The following is a 20,668-nucleotide window of genomic DNA, read 5'->3' as shown; positions in this document are numbered from 1 at the left end:
GCTGGTCAGAGGTGGTGCCCCCGGCAGGATTCGAACCTGCGACACCCGCTTTAGGAGAGCGGTGCTCTATCCCCTGAGCTACGAAGGCGGGGGCTTGTGGGAGACCTTGTCGAAAACCCGGCTGCGGATCTTCGACGAGGAGCACAAGCCCGCTGGTCGGACGTGGTCCTGCGCTCTCTGCCCTGTCACCTGAGCAGACAACGCGACGTACCAACGGCTGACCAGGGACAGCCTAGCGGATGCGCGTCGGCGGCTGTCCTCTGTATGGGGGAAGGAGAGCGGGGAGGCGGGCCGGAGTGTCCATGTGAACGACCCGCAGCCGCCGGCGTGAAGGGTGCGCGGCGGCTACCGGTGTGTGCGGAGTCCGTCGAGGATGAGGGCGAGCATGTGGGGAGCCCGGTCCTCGGGGGTGGACGCGGCGCGCCAGAGTGCGCCGGTGAGCTGGAGGAAGTCGGCGGGATCGGCGTCGGCGCGGATGGTGCCGTCCTTCTTGCCGGCGTCGAGGAGTTCTGTGAGGGCGGCGATGACGGGGCCGTAGCTCTGCTCGGTGATCGTTTGTTGCGCGCCCGCGCTGAGGGCGTCTCCGAGGCCGTGCTTTCTGCGCATGGCCTCGACGAGGTCGGTCGTCCAGTGGCGGAGCGCTTCCAGTGGCGTCAGTCGGGTCAGCAGGTCGGGCACGGTGGCGGTGATGCGGGTGACCTCGTCCTGGTAGACGGCCAGGAGCAGCGCCTCGCGGGTGGGGAAGTTGCGGTACAGGGTGCCCGCGCCGACTTCGGCGCGCTGGGCGATCTGGTTCATCGACGTGCTGCCGTCCGCTGCGAGCGCTTCGCGCGCGGCGGCGAGGATGCGTGCCCTGTTCTCACGGGCGTCCGAACGGACCACTGGGCCTCACCTTGCTAAGTGGAGAGCTCTCCACTACGGTATTCGGAGAGCTCTCCACTTATCTTAAGGAGCGTCATGCGATACATCAAGCTCGGCATGACCGGCCTCGACGTGTCCCCGATCGCGATCGGCGCGATGACCTACGGCGAGCCCGACCGCGGGCACCCCGTCTGGTCGCTGGGCGAGGAGGACGCGCGCCCGCTCGTCAAGCACGCGCTGGAGGCGGGGATCAACTTCTTCGACACCGCGAACCTGTACTCCAACGGTTCCAGTGAGGAGATCCTCGGCCGGGCGCTGAAGGACTTCGCCGACCGGGATGCCGTGGTGATCGCCACGAAGCTGCGCCATCCGATGCGACTGGGACCGAACGGACGGGGGCTGTCGCGCAAGGCGGTCATGACCGAGGTCGAGCACTCGCTGCGCCGCCTCGGCACGGACTACATCGACCTCTACCAGATCCACCGCAACGACCACTCCACCCCGTGGGAGGAGACGCTCGAGGCGCTCAGCGACCTCGTGAAGGCGGGCAAGGTCCGCTACCTCGGCGCCTCGTCCATGCACGCCTGGGAGTTCGCGAAGGCGCTGCATCTGCAGAAGCAGCACGGCTGGGCGCGGTTCGTGTCGATGCAGGACCACTACAACCTGCTCGCCCGCGAGGAGGAGCGGGAGATGATCCCGCTGTGCCTGGACGAGGGTGTCGGCACGGTCGTCTGGTCGCCGCTGGCCCGCGGCCGTCTCGCCCGGGGCTGGGACGACGCCCGCTCCACGGCGCGCTCCGAGACCGACGGAGCGTACGCGGACCTGCTCTACTCGCCCGAGCAGGAGGCCTCCAACCGCGCGATCGTCGACGCGGTCGGACAGATCGCCGACACCCGCGGCGTGAGCCGTGCGCAGATCGCGCTCGCCTGGCTGTGCCACCAACCGGTCGTCACCGCACCCCTGGTCGGCGCCGGTTCGATCAGCCAGATCGACGACGCCGTGGCCTCCCTCGACGTCGAGCTCACCGACGACGAGGTACGCGCCCTGGAGGCCCCGTACACACCCCGGTACGACTGGCAGGGCGTCTCCGACGAGGCCGAGTTGGAGGCCATCCGCAAGCGTGTCCCGGGCATGGCCCTCGCATGAACCCCATCGTCCGCTCCGGCGCCGCCGCCCGTGCCGGAGCGCTCCTCATCCTCCTCGGCCCGCTCGTGTCCTGGCTCGCCGAGTTCGTCACCGCCGCCGCATGGCAGGACCCGCCGTACTCGCCCCTGTACAACTGGGTCAGCCACCTCGGCCTGACCGGCCCGGCGCAGACCGCGTTCGGCCAGGTCGCGAACTCCCCGCTCGGTGCCGTCATGGACACCGGCTGGGTGGTCTACGGCATCCTCCTGATCGTCGGCGCGTTCCTCGTGTTCGACCCGCGCAAGGGCACGCGCCCGGTCGTCATCGTGATCCTCGCCGTCCTCGCCGGTGCCGGGGTCTCACTCGTCGGCATCTTCCAGGGCTCCGAAGCGAACGTCGACAACGGCCTGATCGCCTTCCACACCGTCGGCGCGCAGGGCGTCATGCTCGCCGGCAACATCATGGCGATCGTCGTCGGAGCCGGCGGAGCCCGCATCGGTCTCACCAGGAGCCGTTCGATCGCGAGCATCGCGCTCGGCATCGCCGGACTGATCGCGTTCCCCCTCTTCATGGCCGACGTGTTCACCGGCTGGATGTGGAACGTCGGCATGTTCGAGCGCGCCGTGATCTACCCGATCATGATCGGCCACGCCCTCCTCGGCAGCAGCGTGGCCGCCGTACAGCGACGTCGTACGACGCATCCGCTGCCCCCTCTTGACGCACGATTCGCGAGCTGAGGAGATCCACATGTCACGAGTACTGGTCACCGGAGGGACGGGCTTCATCGGGAGCTGGTGCGTCCTGGCGCTGCTCGACGCCGGACACACCGTGCGCACCACCGTCCGCGACCTGCGGCGCGAGCCGGCCCTGCGCTCCTGGCTGCAGGCGGCGGCACCGTTCGACGACGACCGTCTCACGGTCGTACGCGCCGACCTCGAACACCCCGAGGGCTGGGACAAGGCCGTCGCCGACTGCGACTACGTCCTTCACGTCGCCTCACCGACCCTGCGCCACACCCCGGCGAACGACGACGAGCTGGTGGTCCCGGCACGGGAGGGCGTCGTACGGGTGCTGCGCGCCGCCCGCGACGCCGGGGTGCGACGGGTCGTCCTCACGAGCGCCTTCGGTGCCGTCGGGATCGGACACCCGCCGCGCTCGACCCCGTTCACCGAGGAGGACTGGACCGACGTCGACAGCGACATCCCGCCCTACCAGCGCTCCAAGACGCTTGCCGAGCGTGCCGCCTGGCAGTTCGTCGAAGAAGAGGGCGGCGGTCTGGAACTGGCGGCGGTGCATCCCGTCGGGGTCCTCGGACCACTGCTCGGCCCCGACGACCCACCGTCCCTGCGTCTCGTGCGCAGAATGCTCGAAGGACGGGTTCCCGCGTGCCCGCCCTTCGGGATGGGATTCGTCGACGTGCGCGACGTCGCGGACCTGCACCTGCGCGCGATGACCGATCCGAAAGCCGCCGGCCAGCGCTTCCTCGCGATCGCCGGGCACAGCCTGCGCATGGTCGAGATCGCGCGCGTTCTCCGCGACCGCCTGGGCGAGCGGGCCGCGAAGGCCCCGACCCGTGAACTGCCCCTGTGGCTCGCCCGCGCCCTGGGCACAGTGAATCCGGAACTGCGGCTGCTGAGGCACCAGTTGGGCCGGGACCTGGACGCCACGAGCGCCAAGGCCGAGCAGCTCCTCGGCTGGCGGGCACGTCCTATCGAGGACACCATCACGGAAACCGCCGAGAGCCTCCTCGCCCATCCTTGCTAAAATCCCCCCAGTTCGTTCCTTCGGGTCGACACCTCCGGTCACCAACCAACCGGACCGGGTGTCGACCCTTTTTCATGCCCTGAACCCACTCCGGTTCCGGCACCCCGCAGCACCCCGCACCGCACCGACGGCCCACTCCGCGCCCGCCGGTCCTTCGTCATGGAGTTCGACAGATGACCGACAGCGTCACCGACGCAGACACCACCCCGCCCATCCCTCACGTCCCGCCCCTCCGACGGATCCCAGGTTTCCGGAACTTCTGGCTGTCCCGCGCCGTCTCCGGACTCGGCTCCGCCGTCACCACCGTCGCGCTGCCCGTCCTGGTGTTCCAGCAGAGCCGGTCGCCGTTGCTGGTCTCCCTGGTCGCTGCGGCCGGGACGTTGCCCTACCTGGCGTTCGGTCTGATCGCGGGCGCGGTCGCCGACCGGGTGGACCGGCGGACGATGATGATCGTGACCGACTGTCTCAGCGCCCTGTGCCTCGGCTCCGTGCCGGTCGCGCAGGCCCTGGACGCGCTGACCGTGGGACACGTCGTCGTGGTCGCGTTCCTCTGCTCCAGCCTCTCCCTCTTCTTCGACGCGGGCGGGTACGGGTTCGTCCCGGCCGTCGTCGGCAAGGACAGACTCACCGACGCCAACAGCGCGCTCTACGGCGCCGAGACCGTCGTCCGTATCGTCGGCAACGGCCTCGCGGGTGTCCTCATGGCCCTGTTCCATCCCGTGGGCACGCTCACCCTCGACGCCCTGAGCTTCGCCGGCTCTGCGCTGTTCCTCAGGGCCGTCGCCAACTCCCCTGCCCGCACTGCCGGTTCGGGTCGGCGACCGGGGTTCCGGGAGTCCGTCGGTGAAGGGCTGCGCTTCCTGGCCGGGCATCCGACGCTACGGGTCATGACCGTGGTCGGCACCCTCCAGTCGTTCTCCGGCGGAGCCATCGTCGGTCAGCTCGTCGTCTTCGCCGACCGCGGCCTCGGCATCCACGGCTCCGACGGCCGTATCGGCCTGCTCTACATGGCGTGGAGCGCCGGCGGCATCGGCGGCTCCCTGCTGCTGCCCCGGCTGCGGCGCCGCTACGACGCCTTTCCGCTGCTGCTCCTCGTGCTGCCGGCCGGCGCGCTGCTCGGACTCGTGGTGGTGCTCAGCACCGACTGGCGGATCGCGCTGGTCGCGCTGGCGGCCTGGGGAACCGCCTATCTGGTCGTGCTGGTGAACACGATGACCTACTCCCAGGAGGTCACCCCGGCCGAGCTCCAGGGCCGGGTCAACACCACCCGCCGCATGCTCTCCTCCGGCCTGGGCGTCCCGCTCGGGGCCCTGGTCGCGAGCGGCATCACGGTGTCCGCCGGCATCCGGGCCGGTATGGCCACCGCCGTCGTCTCGATCACCCTGGCCGCGATCGTGGTGTGGGTGGTGCGGCTGCGCGGTCTGACCGAACCGGCCGCCGGGGCGTAGGCGTCACGCCGGTTCCCTCCGGGCATCAGGTCCCGGCGACCCCACCCCCCGAGGTCACGACTCCACCCCCCGAGGTCACGACTCAGTCACCCGGGTGAACCGCCCCGCCACCCGCAGATCCGCCTCGATCCGCCCCGCCGTCGCCAGCAGCTCGGGCAGGACGTCCCCGACGTACTCCTCGGCCGACCGGCGTGCCACATGCGTTGCCGTGTTCAGCGCGGCGACCACCCGGCCGGTGCGGTCGCGGACCGGGACGGCGAGTGAGCGCAGGCCCGCCTCCAACTCCTCGTCCACCAGGGCGTATCCCTGGGTCCTGACCCGCTCCAGGGCCGCCGAGAGCGCCTCGGGGTCCGTCAGGGTGCGCGGGGTCAGGGGACGCGGGTCGGCCAGGGCCTGCCGTAGCGTCGCGGGCGGGGCGTCGGACAGGAGGACGCGGCCCAGTGCCGTCGCGTACGCCGGGAAACGGGTGCCGATCGCGATGTTCACGCTCATCACGCGGCTCGTGGCGACCCGGGCCGTGTACTGGATGTCGCCGCCCACGAGGATCGCCAGGGACGCCGACTCGTGGATGCGGGCGGCGAGGGCGGTGAGGTGGGGGAGGGCGAGGTCGGGAAGGGTCGTACGGGAGAGGGGCGGGAAGCCCAGCGACAGCACCCGGGGCGTCAGGGTGAAGCGGCGGTCGCCGGACGCGGCGACCAGGCCGAGGTGTTCGTAGGTGATCAGCGCCCGGCGGGCGGTCGCCCGGGCCAGGCCCGTCGCCTGGGCGATCTCCGTGAGGGTCAGCTCGGCGCGGCCCTCGCCGAAGGCCGTCAGGACCGTCAGTCCGCGGGCCAGCGACTCGACGAACTCCCGGCCCAGTTCCTGCTTGGACGCGCCCGTCCAGGTCGCCAGGCCCGAGGGCGCGGCCACCGAGTCCGACCGGGGTGCGGCGCGCAGGTCCTCCTCCATCGCCTCGACCGCCAGGCGCAGCCGCGGCAACAGCGTGGTCCGCAACTCCGCCGCCGTATGGCGGCTGGTGTGGCTCACCACGCTCGCCACGCACGCGATGGTGCCGGTGCGGAGATCCCGTACCGGTACGGACACCGCCACCAGGCCCGGTTCGATCAGCTGGTCGTCCAGTGCCCAGCCGTTCTCGCGGGCCAGGACCACGGAGCGTTCGAAGTCCGGTCCGGGGGACGAAGGCGACCGCGGGGGTACGGCCGGGAAGCCCCGGTCCTCCGGGTCCGCGGCCCGGCGTTCGCGCCAGCGCGCCCAGTCCCGTTCCGTCCACTCCGTCGCGAACAGCGGTCCCGGCGCGGTGCGTTCGGCCGGCAGCAGGTCGCCGATGCGGAAGCTCAGGGACATGGCGCGGCGGCGGGTCGCCTGGTGGATGAAGCGGATGCCGTCCCGGTCGGCGACGGCGAGGGACACCGACTCGTCCAGTTCGTCGGCGACGGCGTCCGCGCGGGCGTCCAGGACGGACGGCAGCCGCAGGGCGGCCAGGTAGGCGTTGCCCAGTTCCATGATCCGAGGCGTGAGAACCGTGTCCCGGCCGTCGAGACGGACGTATCCCATGCGGGCGAGCGTCGCGGTGATCCGGTCGACGGTGGAACGGGCGAGTCCGGTGGCCCGTTCCAGCGCGCTGAGGCTCAACGTGCCGCCTGCGTCGGTGAGTTGACGCACCACGGCGACCCCGCGGATCAACGGGGCGACCGCCTCGACGGGCACGGCTCCGGCACGGTCGTCCAACGTGGTCTCAGCGGGCATCGGCTCTCCGGTACGGCGATCTCGGCAGCCCTACGGTAAGCCCGTAGGGGCCGGAGCCCGGCGCCTCGTCCCAACCCGGGTCCCCGCCCCCGCGCCCGGCACCGCTACCGCGTCCGCGTAACCGTCACCCGGTAATTCCCCGCCGCATCGGCCCCGGTCACCGCGACCCGTACACCCCTGCGCGGATCGTTGAACGATTCCCCCGCCGTGAACGGCGCGTCCGACAACTCGGCGTGGACATTGGGACTTCGGGTGCAGCCGCCGCTGTCGCGATGGGCGTCGTAGACCTTCACCGGGCCCATCCCGGTGTCCACGTCCGCCTCCACCTTGTAGATGAGGACCCCGGGTCGGCACACCGCCTCGTCGTTGCCCTCGTGCGTCCGCAACTCCAGGGCATAGCCCGTCCGCCGGGAGAGCGGGACGAAGACCAGCCGGGTGCCGTCGCCGCCCGGGCGCTCCAGCGGGGTCAGCGTGTACTCCGAAGTGCCTCTGGTCAGCGCGCAGTTGACCTGGGACGGGTCGAGCCAGCCGAGCTTCCACTTGTGCCAGCCCAGGAGGTCGTTGTCGGCGCCCCAGTCCTCGCTCATGATGTCCCAGTGTCCGACCGCGCCCCCGCCCTCCTGGGTGTAGAGGTCGGGCAGGCCGAAGACATGGCCGTTCTCGTGGGGCAGGACGCGGTAGCCGGTGCGGGAGTAGGAGCCGGAGCCGTCGTCCTGGCGGGAGTAGACGAACGAGGCGTTGGAGACCGGGACTCCGTCGGCCACCGGGGCCTCCGTGTTCCCGGCGAACGTCACCGACAGGACCGTGTCCAGGGCGGAGGGGCCCGCGTTCGGAGTGACCAGGACGTTCAGGAGGTCGTACGACCTGAAGTCCACGGTCGGGTCGGCCGCGGCCACGATGTCCTGGACGAGCTGCCGGTACCCGGGGTCGAAGGGCGCGCCGCGCTCTATGCCGTAGGACCTGAAGGGCTTGGGCATGCGGAGCCAGTGGTCGACCGGGGCTTCGGGGCGGTAGTCGAGACGGCCGTAGGAGCTGGTGCGGAACCACTCCTGGGTCTGCGGGAAGAACTCGTGGTAGCGGTCCATGGCGGTGCCCTGGCCGGGGGCGTCGGAGAAGTCGACCATCAGGGTCAGGGCGCGGACCGTGCCGGTGGAACGGGAGTAGCCGCCCGGGGTGGGGATGCCCTCGGACATCTCGGTGTCGAGGGGGCCGTTGATCATGCAGGCGCCGAGTGCGGAGGTGCGGGCGAGCGCGACCGGGCCCGCCGCCGTCATGGCGCCCGGGGTGAGGTGTCCGGTACCGGCCGAGGTGCTGACCGCGAGGGTCAGGACGGTCACGGACGCGAGGGCGGCCACGCGGCGCGGGCGTATCCGACGGCTGGGCTGCATGCAGGGAGACCCTTCGCGCCACGGCAGCCGCCGGTCTCCGGCTGCACCCTTTCGATCACCCTGTGTCGTGCGGTGCGAGGGCGCGCGCTGGAGGAGACCGACCGTGTGGTTGTGGTGGGACGAGGGCGAAGAAAGAGCCAAACGAGGTGTGACCCAGGTCACATGAATTGTCCCGCTGAGTGGGAAATAACCGGGGACCGTTTCCCCGTTTAGCCATGTGTCCGAGCGAAACGGGGAGTCCTTCCCCGGATCGCCACCCGCAAGTCAAGGAGTCGACCGTGACGACCGCGATGACCCCCGTACAGCGAAAGGTGACCCGGCCGCGCGCCGACGCTTTGCGCAACCGGGAGCGGATCGTCACCGCCGCCCGCGAGATGTTCGTCGAGTTCGGCCCCGATGTGCCGCTCGACGAGATCGCCCGCCGGGCCGGCGTCGGCAACGCCACGCTCTACCGCAACTTCCCCGACCGCGACGCCCTCGTCCGCGAGGTAGTGGTCTCGGTCATGGACCGTACGTCGGAGGCCGCCGAGCAGGCGCTCAACGAGACCGGCGACGCCTTCGCCGCTCTGGAGCGCTTCGTGCACGTGTCCGCCGACGAGCGGATCAGCGCGCTGTGCCCCATGATCTCCAGCACGTTCGACCAGTTCCACCCGGACCTGGAAGCCGCGCGGGAGCGGGTCGAGCAGCTCATCGACGAGGTCATGGACAGGGCCAGGCGGTCCGGACAGCTCCGTACGGACGTGGGTGTCGGCGATGTGATGGTCGCCGTGGCCCAGCTCAGCAGGCCCCCGGCCGGCACCGGTTGCCTCAGCGCCGACCGCTTCGTACACCGACACCTGCAGCTGTTCCTGGACGGACTACGGGCCCCGGCCCGCTCGGTCCTGCCCGGCACGGCCGCGACCATGGAGGATCTCCGGCAGCCCTGACCGATTAGTTCAGAGCGTCACGCCCGTCTCAACAACAAGCACCGGCTCTCGTCGTCGTAGCGACCGCAGAGTGTCACTCGTCGACGAGCCGTCCCCGAACACGTCCTTCTTCCGTATTTTTCCGTCACGAAGTCCCGAAGTGGGTACCACCATGTCTGAAACAGCTCGAAGCGCCCCCGGCGCTCTCGACAAGGCCTCCGAGGCCGCCGAGCACGAAGCCCATGCCAACCGCTGGAAAGCGCTCGCGTTCATCGCGCTCGCCCAGCTGATGGTCGTGCTCGACGCCACCATCGTGAACATCGCCCTCCCGTCCGCCCAGACCGACCTGGGCATCTCCGACGGCAACCGGCAGTGGGTCGTCACGGCCTACGCCCTCGCCTTCGGCGGTCTGCTGCTCTTCGGCGGTCGTATAGCCGACCTGTGGGGGCGCAAGCGCGCCTTCGTCGTCGGTCTGACCGGCTTCGCCGCCGCGTCCGCCCTCGGTGGCGTGGCCACCACCGGCGCCATGATGTTCGGCGCCCGTGCCCTCCAGGGCGCCTTCGGCGCACTGCTCGCGCCCGCCGCGCTCTCCCTGCTCGCCGTGATGTTCACGGACGCCAAGGAACGCGCCAAGGCGTTCGGTATCTACGGCGCGATCGCCGGTGGCGGCGGCGCCGTCGGCTTCATCCTCGGCGGTGTGCTGACCGAGTACCTGGACTGGCGCTGGACGTTCTTCGTGAACATCCCGTTCGCCATCGTGGCCGCGCTCGGCGCGTACTTCGTCATCCGTGAGCCGGAGGGCGGCCGCAACCGCAACCCGCTCGACATCCCGGGTGTCCTGCTCTCCACCCTCGGCCTGGTCTCGCTCGTCTACGGCTTCACCCGCGCCGAGTCCAACGGCTGGGGCGACTCCTCGACCATCGCGCTGTTCATCGCGTCGGCGGTCCTGCTGGTCTCGTTCGTCGTCGTCGAGGCGAAGGTCAAGGCCCCGCTGCTGCCGCTGCGCGTCGTCACCGACCGCAACCGCGGCGGTATCTACCTCTCGCTCGGCATCGCCATCATCGCGATGTTCGGCACGTTCCTCTTCCTCACCTACTACCTGCAGGTCGTGAAGGGCTTCTCGCCGATCAAGACCGGCTTCGCCTTCATGCCGATGATCGTCGGCATGATGGTCGGCTCGACCCAGATCGGCACCCGCCTGATGACCCGCCTGCCGGCCCGCCTGCTCATGGGCCCCGGCTTCCTGGTCGCCGCGGTCGGCATGCTCCTGATGACGCAGCTGGAGATCGGCTCGTCGTACGCCTCGATCATCCTGCCCGCGATGCTGCTGCTCGGTCTCGGCATGGGTACGGCGTTCATGCCGGCCATGTCCCTGGCCACCCTGGGCGTCGAGCCCCGGGACGCGGGTGTCGCCTCCGCGATGGTCAACACCTCGCAGCAGGTGGGTGGCGCCATCGGTACGGCCCTGCTGAACACGATCGCCGCCTCCGCGACGACCGCGTACATCAAGGACCACATCGCCGGTGCCGGTACGTCCAAGACCCAGCAGCAGCTCGTCGCGCTGCAGGGCCAGGTGCACGGCTACACCAACGCCATCTGGTTCGCCGTCGGCATGCTGGTGACGGCTGCGGTGATCGTCTCGGTCCTCGTCAACGCGGGCAAGCAGGGTTCCGACCCGGTCGCCTCCGGTGACGGCGTCGAGGACGAGTTCAAGGTCCCGGTCGTCGCCCACTGACGACGCCCGACCCGGTCGTACCCCCTTCGCACCATCCGTACGTACGGGGAAGGGGACGCCCCGTACGTACGACTCCCAGGAACTGCCCTGGTTTCCGCCTGAGTTGAGCGGCTCAGCGGAGCCAGGGCAGATCCGCGCCCGCTTCGTTCGGCTGAAGTCCCTCGGCGACGATCTCCATGATCTCGCCGAGGGACTTCTGCTGTTCCGGGCTCAGCCGCTCGAACAACGCCTGCCGTACGGCGGTCACATGGCCCGGGGCGGTACGGCTGAGCACCTCGTACCCCGCGTCGGTCAGCACCGCGAACTGGCCGCGCTTGTCGGAGGGGCAGTCCTCGCGGCGCACCCACCCGTTCTTCTCCAGCCGCGCGATCGCGTGCGAGAGGCGGGAGCGGGTGATCTTCGCGTTCATGGCCAGCTCGGTCATCCGCAGCCGGCGGCCGGGCGCATCGGCGAGCTGGACGAGAAGGCCGTAGTAGATGTGCGGCATGCCCGCGTCCCGCTGGAGCTGACGGTCCAGATGGTCCTCCAGGAGGGTGCTGGCGTGCATGTAGAAGCGCCAGACACGCTGCTCCTCGGCGGTGAGCCAGCGGGGTTCGTCAGCGGGTGCCGCTGCGTCAGCGGGTGCGGGTGCCGTGTTCATGCCCTCCACTGTACGAGAGCTCTCCTTGAAGGTTAAACAAATGCGGCGTAGGCTGGCGCACAAGAAGTTTGAGAGTTCAAGTATCGAGTTCGAGTGCCATGTTCGATCATGGTTCGACCCTGGGGAGTGACCGTCATGTCCACCGCCGCACCGGAGCGCATGCCCGCCCTCTATCTCAGCCACGGCGCGCCGCCCCTCGCGGACGACCCCATCTGGCCCGGCGAACTCGCCGCCTGGTCCGCCGACCTCCCCCGCCCCAAGGCGATCCTCATGGTCTCCGCGCACTGGGAGGAGGCCCCCCTCGCCCTCGGTGCCACCGACCCGGTCCCCCTGGTCTACGACTTCTGGGGCTTCCCCGAGCACTACTACCAGGTCCGCTACGACGCCCCGGGCGCACCCGAACTCGCCGAGTCCGTACGGAAGTTGCTGCGCGCCCCGGGCATCCCCGTGCAGGACGTCCCCGACCGCGGCCTCGACCACGGGGCGTACGTCCCGCTCGTCGAGATGTTCCCGGCCGCCGACATCCCGGTCCTCCAGGTCTCCATGCCGACCCTCGACCCGGTGAAGCTGATGGAGATCGGCCGCAAGCTGGCACCCCTGCGCGACGAGGGTGTCCTGATCGTCGGCTCCGGCTTCTTCACCCACAACCTGGCCGCCCTGCGCCACACCGGCGGCGGAGTGCCCACCTGGTCCTCCGAGTTCGACGACTGGGGCAGGCGGGCGCTGGAGGCACGGGACTGGGACGGCCTGCTCGACTTCCTCCACAAGGCACCGGCCGGGCGTTACGCCCACCCGCGCACCGAGCACTTCGCCCCGCTGTTCGTCACCATGGGCGCGGCGGAGGCCGCCGGTGAGCTGGACGCGCCGGAGGCGCTGAACCCCTCCGTGATCGACGGGTTCTGGATGGGGATGGCGAAGCGGTCGGTGCAGTTCGGCTGACGGCCGTAAAACCTGAGACCGAGGACCTGCGGGAGCTACAACTCCTTCTCGTACCAGGCGACATCCCAGTAGCGGCCGAACTTGCGGCCCACCTCCCGGTGGGTGCCGATGTACCGGAAGCCGAAGCGTTCATGCAGCCGCGTGGACGCTTCGTTGGGCTGTGCGATGCCCGCGTACGCCCGGTGCACGTCCTCGGTCTCCAGGGACTCGAACAGCGCCTTGTAGAGCAGCGTGCCGATACCGCGCCCGCCGGCATCCGGGGCGAGGTAGATCGTGACCTCGACCGAGGTCGAGTAGGCGGGCTTCACCCGGTAAGGGCTGGATGTGGCGTAGCCGAGGATTCGCTGTGAGTTTCCTTGGAAGATCCCGTCCACGGCAACCTTCAGCCGGTATGGGCCGTCTTCAGGGTGGGAGAGCAGCCAAGGGCGGCGCTCCTCCGGCGAGAAGGCGGCGGTGTCGAAGGTGATCGGGGTCTCGCGTACGTAGTGGTTGTAGATGTCGGTGAGGGCGTCGAGGTCACTCTCGACTCCTGGCCTGACCTGCACCTCTGTACGTTCCGACGACATCGGACCTCCCTTGTGGCCGGACAGGGTACTGCAAGATCAGAAAAATAGGGGAGTGGGTCGGGAATTCTGTCCGGATTCCAGTCGTTGTTTCCATCAGATGCAGGGCACACGAGAAGAGTGCCGAAGCATCCGACGAACACCTGCTGACCCACCATCGCAAGGGAGCACGCATGGCAACCCGTGCCGTCGCCCGTCGTAAGTCCGCCTCCGGCGAGACCTCCGGCGTGGCGCGCAGTGTTCGCGCCCATGGCGGCGAGATCGCCGACCGCGACCTGGTCGGCATGTATCTCGACGAAATCGCGCGCACACCGCTGCTCGACGCCGCCAAGGAAGTCGAGCTTTCACAGACCATCGAAGCGGGCGTGTTCGCGCGCCAGGTCCTCGACGGCGAGGAGGTGTCCCAGGCGGACGCCACCCGCGAAGAGCTGGAGGCCCTGGTCGCCGAAGGGGAGCGTGCCAAGGACGTCTTCATCCGGTCCAACCTCCGTCTGGTCGTGGCCGTGGCCCGCCGTTACCCCCGTAGCGGCCTGCCTCTGCTCGACCTGATCCAGGAGGGCAACGCGGGCCTGGTCCGCGCGGTCGAGAAGTTCGACTACCGCAAGGGCTTCAAGTTCTCGACGTACGCGACCTGGTGGATCCGTCAGGCCATCACCCGCTCGATCGCCGACCAGTCCCGGACCATCCGGCTCCCCGTCCACCTGGTGGAGGAGCTGGGCCGGATCCGGCGCGTGCAGCGCGAGTTCAACCGCAAGAACGGCCGCGAGCCCGAGCACGCGGAGATCGCCGCCGAGCTGGACACGACGCCGGAGCGGGTGACGAACGTCCTGGACTGGGCGCGCGACCCGGTCTCGCTGAACATGTCGGTGGACGACGACGGCGACACGCAGTTCGGTGACCTCCTGGAGGACACCTCCGCGGTCTCGCCCGAGCAGTCCGTCATGACCCTGCTGCGCAGCGAGGAACTGGACGACCTGATCGGCCGCCTCGACCAGCGCACGGCCTCCATCATCAAGATGCGGTACGGCATGGAGGACGGCCGGGAGCGCACGCTCACCGAGGTCGGCAAGGAGCACGGCCTGACGCGCGAGCGCATCCGCCAGATCGAGAAGCACGCCCTGCTGGAACTGAAGAAGCTGGCCAGCCAGACCGGGTTCGACGCGGCGGCGTAGGGCAGGCACTGAGCAGCAACCCCTCCGGCGGGGGCGCCGGAGGGGTTGCCGGGGGCGTGACTTCCCGGCTCCCCGTCCGGCGGCCCGGCAGCCCCGGGGCGCGTACGACTCCGGGTGCACGCCCGGCCGCGTACGCCCGGTGGCGCGAGACCGCGCAAACATGGCTGTGCAACGCCGCTTCAATCCGTGGGGCCTGGGGAACAAGACTTCAGGGCCCAGGAGTTGAGGCTTGAGGGCGCTGCTCCGTGACCCCACTGAGCCAAGTCCCGACGCAAATCCCCCCCCGGCGCCGGGACTTTCCCGAGCCGGGCTTCGGCGCCTGTCCCCCCAGGCGTCGGGGCCCGGCTCTTTTCACGGGCGGGCGGCGCGGGCGAGGTGCGGACATGCTGGGATGGCGGGGCACCCCGTACCTGAACCCCGGGGTGGCCCGCCGAATGGCAGATTGTGCCACAGCGGCATAGCCTGCCGGTGTGAGCAGCCCCACCCCAGCACCGGATTCCCGCCCAGCCTCTCCCTCCGCACCGCTCTCGCTGACCGAGCGGCGCAAGGCCGAGACCCGGATGGAGATCGCCCGGGCGGCGGCCGGGCTCTTCGCCAGACACGGGCTGCGGGCCACCCGCGCCGAGGACATCGCCCAGCGTGCCGGTATCGCCCCGCGCACCTTCTACCGCTACTTCGCCACCAAGGAAGAGGCCGTCGCCCCGCTCTACGCGGCCGGCGCCCAGCGCTGGGCGGACGCGGTGCGCGCGGCCCCGCCCGCACTGTCGGTGCCGGAGGCCCTGGAACACGGCGTGCGCCACACACTGACCCCCGGGGTGGGCGTCTCCACGTACTCGTGGACCTGGGCGCGCACCCTGATCGGCATGGCGGAGTCCAGCCCCGGCCTGCGGAAGGTGTGGGCGGAGGTCTGCCAGGCGTCGGAACGGACCCTGGGCGAGGTCCTGTTGGAACGTGTCACCAGCGGCGACCCCACCCTCGCCGTCCGCGCCCCGAGCGCGACCTCCCCGGAGCTGCGCTTCGCCGCCGCCGTCGCGAGCGCCGCCGTACGGACTGCGGTCGAGGGCTGGGCCACCGGAAAGGAACACCCGGGCACACTCACCGGCCCGGCGGAGTCGGCGCTGCGGAACCTGCGGGCGCTGCGGGACTTTCCCTGGGGGGAGATCGGGACGGCTCGGGGGGTGGGGTGAGCCGTCATGGAGCGGGGCGAGGTCGCCTCACTCGTGCCGTACCGGCCCGCCCCCTGCCGCCCTGCTCAGCCGTTCCCCCAACTCCCTTACGCAGCGCACCAGTTCCGCCGGCTCCTGGACCGTGAACTCGAACTCCAGCAGGGCCAGCCGGGCGGCCAGCCAGCGCACCTCGTCGCCGGTCGTGGCGCGCAGGCGGCACCGGTGCGCGTCGAGCGGCTCGGGTGTGCCCATCCAGGCCGGGACGCGTGCGGCGACGACGTCGGCGGGCGCGGCGAAGGTCACGGTGTACTCGTAGGCCCGCTGCTGCCGGTACATCGACTGCCGCAGATACTCCGCGGCACTTCCGGTGGGCAGCTCGCGCGGCGCGAACCGCGCCCCCGTCGCGAACGGCTCGCTCACCCGGTCGACCCGGAACGTCCGCCAGTCCTCGCGGTCGAGGTCGTAGGCCACGAGGTACCAGCGCCGGCCGGTCGAGACGAGTCGGTACGGCTCCGTCACCCGGCGCGACTCGGTGCCGTCCTTCGCGCGGTACGCGAACCGCAGCCGCTCGTGCCCGGCCACCGTCGAGGCCATCACGGTCAGCGTCTCGGGCGCGATGCTCGCCCCGTCGCCACTGGTCAGCGCCGTCGTGGCGGCCTGGAGGGTGGCGACCCGGTGCCGTAGCCGCGCGGGGAGCACCTGTTCCAGCTTCGCCAGCGCCCTTACGGACGCCTCGTCCACGCCCTCGACCGCGTGCCCGGCGCCCGCCCGCAGGCCGACCGCGATGGCCACCGCCTCCTCGTCGTCGAGGACGAGCGGCGGCATCGCCTTGCCCGCGACCAGCCGGTAGCCGCCGTCGGCGCCCAGGGTCGCCTGCACCGGGTAGCCCAGTTCGCGGAGCCGGTCGATGTCCCGCCGGACCGTGCGACGGGAGACCCCGAGCCGGTCGGCCAGCTCTCCGCCCGGCCACTCGCGGGGCGTCTGGAGGAGGGAGAGGAGCTGGAGGAGCCGGGCCGGAGTGTCCGTGGTCATGAGTGCTCCGTCGTCGTCACCGCTGTTGTCGCCGCTGTCGTCACCGTCGTCGTCATGAGTTCGAGGATGCCGTAGAACTAGGACACGATCTGACCTAGTGGCGTCATAGCTTCAAGCCATGACCTCCACCGAACTCCTTGCGGACAGCCCGGCCGTCTCGACGGAACCGGCACGTACGGCCGACCGGCGGCGCTGGTTCGCCCTCGCGATCGTGATGACCGCGGCCTTCATGGACCTCGTCGACGTCACGATCGTCAATGTCGCGATCCCGTCGATCCAGCGGGACGCCGGCGCCTCCTTCAGCCAGATCCAGTGGATAACGGCCGGTTACGCGCTCGCCTTCGCCGCCGGACTCATCACCGGCGGACGGCTCGGCGACATCTACGGCCGCAAGCGGCTGTTCCTGCTCGGGATCGGCGGCTTCACGCTCGCCTCCGCCCTGTGCGGCTTCGCCGCGAACCCGGAGATGCTGGTCGCCTCGCGCATCCTGCAGGGCGGGATGGCCGCGATGATGGTGCCGCAGGTGCTGTCGATCGTGCACGCCACCTTCCCGGCGCACGAACGCGGCAAGGTCTTCGGGCTGTTCGGCGCGATCGTGGGCCTGGGCGCGGTCTCCGGGCCGCTGCTCGGCGCCCTGCTCACCGAGTGGAACCTCTTCGGTCTCGAATGGCGCCCGATCTTCCTGATCAACCTGCCCGTCGGCATCGCGGGCCTGATCCTGGGCAGCCGTTTCATCACCGAGTCGAAGGCGCCGCGCGCGCTGAAGCTGGACCTCGTCGGCGTCGCCCTGGTCACCCTCGGGCTGCTCATGCTGCTGTATCCCCTCACCCGCGGCGACGAACTGGGCTGGCCCGCCTGGGGGTTCGTGTCGATGTCCGGTTCGATCGGCGTCTTCAGCGGACTGGTGGCGTACGAGAAGCGGAAGGCCGCGCAGGACGGTTCCCCGCTCGTCGAACTCTCCCTGTTCAAGGTGAAGAGCTTCGCGGCCGGCATCGCCGTGCAGACCGTCTTCGGCGTCGGACTCGGCATCTTCTTCCTGGTCTGGACGCTGTACATGCAGACCGGACTCGGCTGGAGCCCGCTGCGGGCGGGGCTGACCGGCGTGCCGTTCTCGATCGCCTGCTCGGTGGCCGCCGGGATGTCCGTCCAGAAGCTGGTCCCGCGTGTCGGCGGACGCAACGTCCTCCAGGCCGGTGCGCTGGTGATGGTGGCGGGCGTGCTGCTCTACCTCTGGGAGTCCGACCGGTACCAACTGGCCATCGCCTCCTGGCAGATGGCGCTCCCGCTGGTCGTGATGGGCGCCGGCATGGGCCTGATCTTCGCCCCGCTGACCGACACGATCCTCTCCGAGGTGCCGCGCGAGTACGCGGGTTCCGCGTCCGGACTCATCAACACCGTGCAGCAGATGGGCAACGCGCTGGGGCTCGGGCTGGTGTCGGTGGTCTTCTTCGGCTCGATCGGCGACCGGCTGACCCCGGCCGAGGTGGGCCCGGCGTTCGTCAACGCCTTCCAGAACGCGCTGGGTTGGGTCGCCGCGGTGATGGGCCTGATCTTCCTGCTGATGTTCGCGCTGCCGGGGCGGACGGCCAAGGGGGCTGTCTCCGAAGGGAGTTGATGCGATCCGCTGACGGACGCACCGCAGTCGAGCGCCCCGCCCCGAGGCCGTACCGGGGGCGGGGCGCTCGACGCGAGCCGTCGGAGTTGGCGTACGCCGGTGCGCGAGGGGAGGCGCACGCCGGGCAGATCCGACGGCGGACTCGGTACCGAACGACACGCTGTGTGGCGAAATCACCGCATCTGGACCGGACACTCCGGCTTCGGAGCGGCTCGGGCGCCCAACTCGCCTGCCCCGCAAGAAAACTGACAGAGTGAAAGATGGGGCGGGAGTGAGGGTGGGAGGGGCGTGGTGATGCGGCCGAACGGTCGTGCCCTTATCCATTAGTCGATATTTGGTGATGTGCTGTGGTGAACCGTTGATTCATGGACGGGAATCCGTTCCTGGCGCGGATTGGCCGTATTTCCTGTCGGCTTGGATTGCCTCTCGGAAAGTAATTGCCGAGGTGTCGGCCGGTTAATTCGGCGGGCGTACTGTCGGCCGAATCGGGCGTCGGCGGGGCGGGGGTGCTTTGGCCGAATCTGTTTGGTCTTGATCGGTTGCTGTCACGTGGGGAAGTCGTCCCACCCCGGTGAGGATAGGGGCGGTCTTGCTCGCGCGTGCATAAAAGGGGTAAAGCGCGCGGCCGGGCGGGATGTCTCGACGGCGCGTGCGGAAAGGTGCGCTGTCGGTGACACCCCCACGGTTGGGGAATTGGGTCGGCCGTCCGGCGGTGCGGGCCGCTTCCTGCCTGATGGGGAGTGACCCAAAGCGGGTCCGTGGTGTTTACTGGGCAGCGGTCTGATCCTGACGGGTCCGGACCTTTCCGGGAGGTCCTGGGGGTGGTGCCCCGGGGCCTCTCGTCTTTGCCGCCCGTTTGTGTGGACGTCATATGTCGCCCGGCGGAGAAGGTCCCTGCCGCGTCCCGGGGGGCACGCCGATAACGGGGATAAGCGGATTGGTAATTACGCAATGGGTGGCTACTTTTCCATTCGGAGCGCGCGTGATCTCCTGTCGTAAAACCCCATGGCGAGGGGGTTTCGACCATGATCGCTAACCGTCCCGGCGCCTTCGGAATGCCGACTGGCTTATCTCTCGCGACCAGCGGTACGGTCTGTCCCGCTGCTGTTTCCGCCCGCCCGGCCTCACCAACCGGGCGGTTGCCGTACCTCCCGGAGAGGGAGGCCGGACCCGTCACTCCGGAACCTCGCCGACCAGTGGGGTTCCAGAGCCTCAACAGAACAGAGAAACAGGGAAAGGAATTCAGACCCCATGCGTACCGTGATACCTCGCCACCAGCGCGTACCGCAGGGCGCGTACGCCGGAGCGGGGGAGTGAGCATGCCCTCGACCGTCGACACCGCCCGTCCGCCCGATCTCCTGCTGGCCCCCGAGAACCAGCCCGAGGGAAGCTTCCTGCGGTGGCTGGCGGCCGAGGACTGGCGCTCGCTGCTGCGGACCGGCCTGCGCGGCCGTGCCTTCGCGCGCGACGAGCACCTGCCGATCGGGCCGGCCGACCAGGACGTGTACATCATCTGGGACGGCGTCGTACGCCAGGACCGCTTCCCGCTGGGCGCTGGGGAGAACGTCCCCACCGTCACCCGGTTCCGGGGCCGCGGCCAGCTGGTCGGCGAGGCCAAGCTCGTCACCGACGACTCCGCCGTCCGCACCAAGTGCCTGACCGGGACCGTCGTCATCCCCTGCCGCGCCCACTACTTCAACGCCCTGCTGCGCAAGTGGCCCGAGGTCCAGCGCGCCCTGCTGCGCAGCCTGGAGGACCGCAACCGCAGCGACGAACTCGTCTACACCATGGCCACCAGGCCGCCCCTGGAGCGGGTCAGCAGGCTTCTCGCGCACCTCGCCGACACCGCGGGCTGCCCCGACCCCCGGGCGGACCGCGTCAGGATCACCGGCCCGAGCCAGAAGGACCTCGCCGCCGCTCTCCAGCTCGCCGTCTCCACCACGGAGAACGCGATCAGGACCCTGCGCTACCACGGGATCGTCGAGGCCGGGTACCGCCGGTTCGTCGTCCACGACGTGGACGCGCTGCGTCACCGTGCCGCCGGGAACGCCCACCCCTGAACGGACCACAGCATGATGACCAGCACCCTCCTGGCGCCCCTTGCGTCCGCCCTCGGCGGGGGTGTCATCGGCGTTCTGATGTACCAGCACCAGCGACGAGTCTTCGCCTGGACCCGGAGGATCCGTCGCAAGGACGAGACGAACGCCGAATACGACAAGCCCGCCGAGTGGCTCGCCGATCTCTACAAGGCACAGTGCCGCCTCACCCGGAAGCCCTGCGCGGCCGACGACTTCGCCGAGATCTCGCAGACCGGCAACATGATCGAGGGAATAGCCGACACCACCGAGGCCGTCCGGTCCGAGCTGAGGAAGGTCGTCGAGTGCGTGAAGGACTACGTCGCCACCGCCCTGCCCGAGTCCGGCCCGGCGGCCGTACGCATCGGTGTCCAGGAGCACCGCGCCCAACTCGTCCAGGCCATGCGGCAGGAGACCGCCCGGGGTGACCTGGTGCGCGCCGTCCTCGCCGCCGAGAAGAAGATCAAGGACCTGCGCCGCAACTGATCCCCGTT

The 20,668-nt window shown here is 70.1% G+C and carries 18 protein-coding genes and 1 tRNA gene; 12 read left to right on the top strand and 7 right to left on the bottom strand.

Annotated elements, in window-relative coordinates:
• Positions 1-12: 12 nt before the first annotated feature.
• Positions 13-88, bottom strand: a tRNA-Arg gene (locus OC490_RS38030).
• Between the two features lie 257 nt (positions 89-345).
• Positions 346-882: a TetR/AcrR family transcriptional regulator gene (locus OC490_RS38025; protein WP_262062607.1), complete on the bottom strand. Its 537-nt coding sequence runs from the start codon at positions 880-882 to the stop codon at positions 346-348.
• 75 nt (positions 883-957) lie between these two features.
• On the opposite strand from OC490_RS38025, the gene OC490_RS38020 reads away from it, so the two are divergent.
• The 4 genes from OC490_RS38020 to OC490_RS38005 all read left to right on the top strand — a co-directional run bounded on the left by OC490_RS38020 (position 958) and on the right by OC490_RS38005 (position 5,198).
• Positions 958-2,007, top strand: coding sequence for an aldo/keto reductase (locus OC490_RS38020; RefSeq protein ID WP_262062606.1), 1,050 nt, complete (start codon positions 958-960; stop codon positions 2,005-2,007).
• On the top strand, positions 2,004-2,723 hold the full coding sequence (locus OC490_RS38015) for a DUF998 domain-containing protein (protein WP_262062605.1): 720 nt from the start codon (positions 2,004-2,006) through the stop codon (positions 2,721-2,723). The genes OC490_RS38020 and OC490_RS38015 overlap by 4 nt, the downstream gene beginning before the upstream one ends.
• 10 nt (positions 2,724-2,733) lie before the next feature.
• Entirely contained in the window at positions 2,734-3,750 is a 1,017-nt protein-coding gene (locus tag OC490_RS38010) for an SDR family oxidoreductase (protein WP_262062604.1), read from the top strand.
• A 173-nt stretch (positions 3,751-3,923) separates the two neighbouring features.
• Positions 3,924-5,198, top strand: coding sequence for an MFS transporter (locus OC490_RS38005; RefSeq protein ID WP_262062603.1), 1,275 nt, complete (start codon positions 3,924-3,926; stop codon positions 5,196-5,198).
• 75 nt (positions 5,199-5,273) lie between these two features.
• On the opposite strand, the gene OC490_RS38000 is transcribed toward OC490_RS38005, so the two are convergent.
• Entirely contained in the window at positions 5,274-6,944 is a 1,671-nt protein-coding gene (locus OC490_RS38000) for an IclR family transcriptional regulator C-terminal domain-containing protein (RefSeq protein ID WP_262062602.1), read from the bottom strand.
• A 104-nt stretch (positions 6,945-7,048) separates the two neighbouring features.
• Positions 7,049-8,332, bottom strand: coding sequence for a M6 family metalloprotease domain-containing protein (locus OC490_RS37995; protein ID WP_262062601.1), 1,284 nt, complete (start codon positions 8,330-8,332; stop codon positions 7,049-7,051).
• Between the two features lie 290 nt (positions 8,333-8,622).
• On the opposite strand from OC490_RS37995, the gene OC490_RS37990 reads away from it, so the two are divergent.
• Both OC490_RS37990 and OC490_RS37985 read left to right on the top strand, forming a co-directional pair.
• On the top strand, positions 8,623-9,258 hold the full coding sequence (locus tag OC490_RS37990; RefSeq protein ID WP_410099227.1) for a TetR/AcrR family transcriptional regulator: 636 nt from the start codon (positions 8,623-8,625) through the stop codon (positions 9,256-9,258).
• A 151-nt stretch (positions 9,259-9,409) separates the two neighbouring features.
• Positions 9,410-10,972 (top strand): MFS transporter, encoded by a 1,563-nt coding sequence (locus OC490_RS37985; RefSeq protein WP_262062599.1) that lies wholly within the window; start codon positions 9,410-9,412, stop codon positions 10,970-10,972.
• A 112-nt stretch (positions 10,973-11,084) separates the two neighbouring features.
• Here OC490_RS37985 and OC490_RS37980 read toward each other — a convergent pair whose 3' ends face one another.
• Entirely contained in the window at positions 11,085-11,612 is a 528-nt protein-coding gene (locus tag OC490_RS37980; RefSeq protein ID WP_262062598.1) for a MarR family winged helix-turn-helix transcriptional regulator, read from the bottom strand.
• Positions 11,613-11,747: 135 nt separating this feature from the next.
• On the opposite strand from OC490_RS37980, the gene OC490_RS37975 reads away from it, so the two are divergent.
• Complete coding sequence (locus tag OC490_RS37975; RefSeq protein WP_262062597.1) at positions 11,748-12,551, top strand: dioxygenase; 804 nt, start codon at positions 11,748-11,750, stop codon at positions 12,549-12,551.
• A gap of 35 nt (positions 12,552-12,586) precedes the next feature.
• On the opposite strand, the gene OC490_RS37970 is transcribed toward OC490_RS37975, so the two are convergent.
• The gene (locus OC490_RS37970; protein WP_262062596.1) at positions 12,587-13,117 is read right to left on the bottom strand and encodes a GNAT family N-acetyltransferase; all 531 of its coding nucleotides are present in this window, start codon (positions 13,115-13,117) and stop codon (positions 12,587-12,589) included.
• A 170-nt stretch (positions 13,118-13,287) separates the two neighbouring features.
• Between OC490_RS37970 and OC490_RS37965 the strand changes: the two genes are divergently transcribed.
• Together OC490_RS37965 and OC490_RS37960 are read left to right on the top strand one after the other, a co-directional pair.
• Complete coding sequence (locus tag OC490_RS37965) at positions 13,288-14,286, top strand: RNA polymerase sigma factor RpoD/SigA (RefSeq protein ID WP_262062595.1); 999 nt, start codon at positions 13,288-13,290, stop codon at positions 14,284-14,286.
• A 470-nt stretch (positions 14,287-14,756) separates the two neighbouring features.
• Positions 14,757-15,473 carry a TetR/AcrR family transcriptional regulator gene (locus OC490_RS37960; RefSeq protein WP_410099221.1) on the top strand — a complete coding sequence of 239 codons (717 nt, stop codon included), beginning with the start codon at positions 14,757-14,759 and terminating at the stop codon, positions 15,471-15,473.
• A 27-nt stretch (positions 15,474-15,500) separates the two neighbouring features.
• Here OC490_RS37960 and OC490_RS37955 read toward each other — a convergent pair whose 3' ends face one another.
• Positions 15,501-16,484, bottom strand: coding sequence for a helix-turn-helix transcriptional regulator (locus tag OC490_RS37955; protein ID WP_262062594.1), 984 nt, complete (start codon positions 16,482-16,484; stop codon positions 15,501-15,503).
• 118 nt (positions 16,485-16,602) lie between these two features.
• Between OC490_RS37955 and OC490_RS37950 the strand changes: the two genes are divergently transcribed.
• The 3 genes from OC490_RS37950 to OC490_RS37940 all read left to right on the top strand — a co-directional run bounded on the left by OC490_RS37950 (position 16,603) and on the right by OC490_RS37940 (position 20,660).
• Positions 16,603-18,099, top strand: a complete 1,497-nt coding sequence (locus OC490_RS37950; protein WP_262062593.1) for an MFS transporter — start codon at positions 16,603-16,605, stop codon at positions 18,097-18,099.
• 1,319 nt (positions 18,100-19,418) lie between these two features.
• On the top strand, positions 19,419-20,159 hold the full coding sequence (locus OC490_RS37945) for a Crp/Fnr family transcriptional regulator (protein WP_262062592.1): 741 nt from the start codon (positions 19,419-19,421) through the stop codon (positions 20,157-20,159).
• Between the two features lie 12 nt (positions 20,160-20,171).
• Positions 20,172-20,660 carry a hypothetical protein gene (locus OC490_RS37940; RefSeq protein ID WP_262062591.1) on the top strand — a complete coding sequence of 163 codons (489 nt, stop codon included), beginning with the start codon at positions 20,172-20,174 and terminating at the stop codon, positions 20,658-20,660.
• Positions 20,661-20,668: the final 8 nt, after the last annotated feature.

Source organism: Streptomyces sp. STR69 (assembly GCF_024519455.1).
Taxonomy (GTDB): Bacteria; Actinomycetota; Actinomycetes; order Streptomycetales; family Streptomycetaceae; genus Streptomyces.
The sequence above is the reverse complement of the archived record's forward strand: the minus strand, read 5'-3'. Positions and strand labels throughout refer to the sequence as shown.

Coding starts and splice junctions, on each gene's coding strand:
- OC490_RS38020 (WP_262062606.1), top strand. CDS start 958: ATGCGATACATCAAGCTCGGCATGACCGGCCTCGACGTGTCCCCGATC.
- OC490_RS38015 (WP_262062605.1), top strand. CDS start 2,004: ATGAACCCCATCGTCCGCTCCGGCGCCGCCGCCCGTGCCGGAGCGCTC.
- OC490_RS38010 (WP_262062604.1), top strand. CDS start 2,734: ATGTCACGAGTACTGGTCACCGGAGGGACGGGCTTCATCGGGAGCTGG.
- OC490_RS38005 (WP_262062603.1), top strand. CDS start 3,924: ATGACCGACAGCGTCACCGACGCAGACACCACCCCGCCCATCCCTCAC.
- OC490_RS38000 (WP_262062602.1), bottom strand. CDS start 6,944: ATGCCCGCTGAGACCACGTTGGACGACCGTGCCGGAGCCGTGCCCGTC.
- OC490_RS37995 (WP_262062601.1), bottom strand. CDS start 8,332: ATGCAGCCCAGCCGTCGGATACGCCCGCGCCGCGTGGCCGCCCTCGCG.
- OC490_RS37990 (WP_410099227.1), top strand. CDS start 8,623: ATGACCCCCGTACAGCGAAAGGTGACCCGGCCGCGCGCCGACGCTTTG.
- OC490_RS37985 (WP_262062599.1), top strand. CDS start 9,410: ATGTCTGAAACAGCTCGAAGCGCCCCCGGCGCTCTCGACAAGGCCTCC.
- OC490_RS37980 (WP_262062598.1), bottom strand. CDS start 11,612: ATGAACACGGCACCCGCACCCGCTGACGCAGCGGCACCCGCTGACGAA.
- OC490_RS37975 (WP_262062597.1), top strand. CDS start 11,748: ATGTCCACCGCCGCACCGGAGCGCATGCCCGCCCTCTATCTCAGCCAC.
- OC490_RS37970 (WP_262062596.1), bottom strand. CDS start 13,117: ATGTCGTCGGAACGTACAGAGGTGCAGGTCAGGCCAGGAGTCGAGAGT.
- OC490_RS37965 (WP_262062595.1), top strand. CDS start 13,288: ATGGCAACCCGTGCCGTCGCCCGTCGTAAGTCCGCCTCCGGCGAGACC.
- OC490_RS37955 (WP_262062594.1), bottom strand. CDS start 16,484: ATGACCACGGACACTCCGGCCCGGCTCCTCCAGCTCCTCTCCCTCCTC.
- OC490_RS37950 (WP_262062593.1), top strand. CDS start 16,603: ATGACCTCCACCGAACTCCTTGCGGACAGCCCGGCCGTCTCGACGGAA.
- OC490_RS37945 (WP_262062592.1), top strand. CDS start 19,419: ATGCCCTCGACCGTCGACACCGCCCGTCCGCCCGATCTCCTGCTGGCC.
- OC490_RS37940 (WP_262062591.1), top strand. CDS start 20,172: ATGATGACCAGCACCCTCCTGGCGCCCCTTGCGTCCGCCCTCGGCGGG.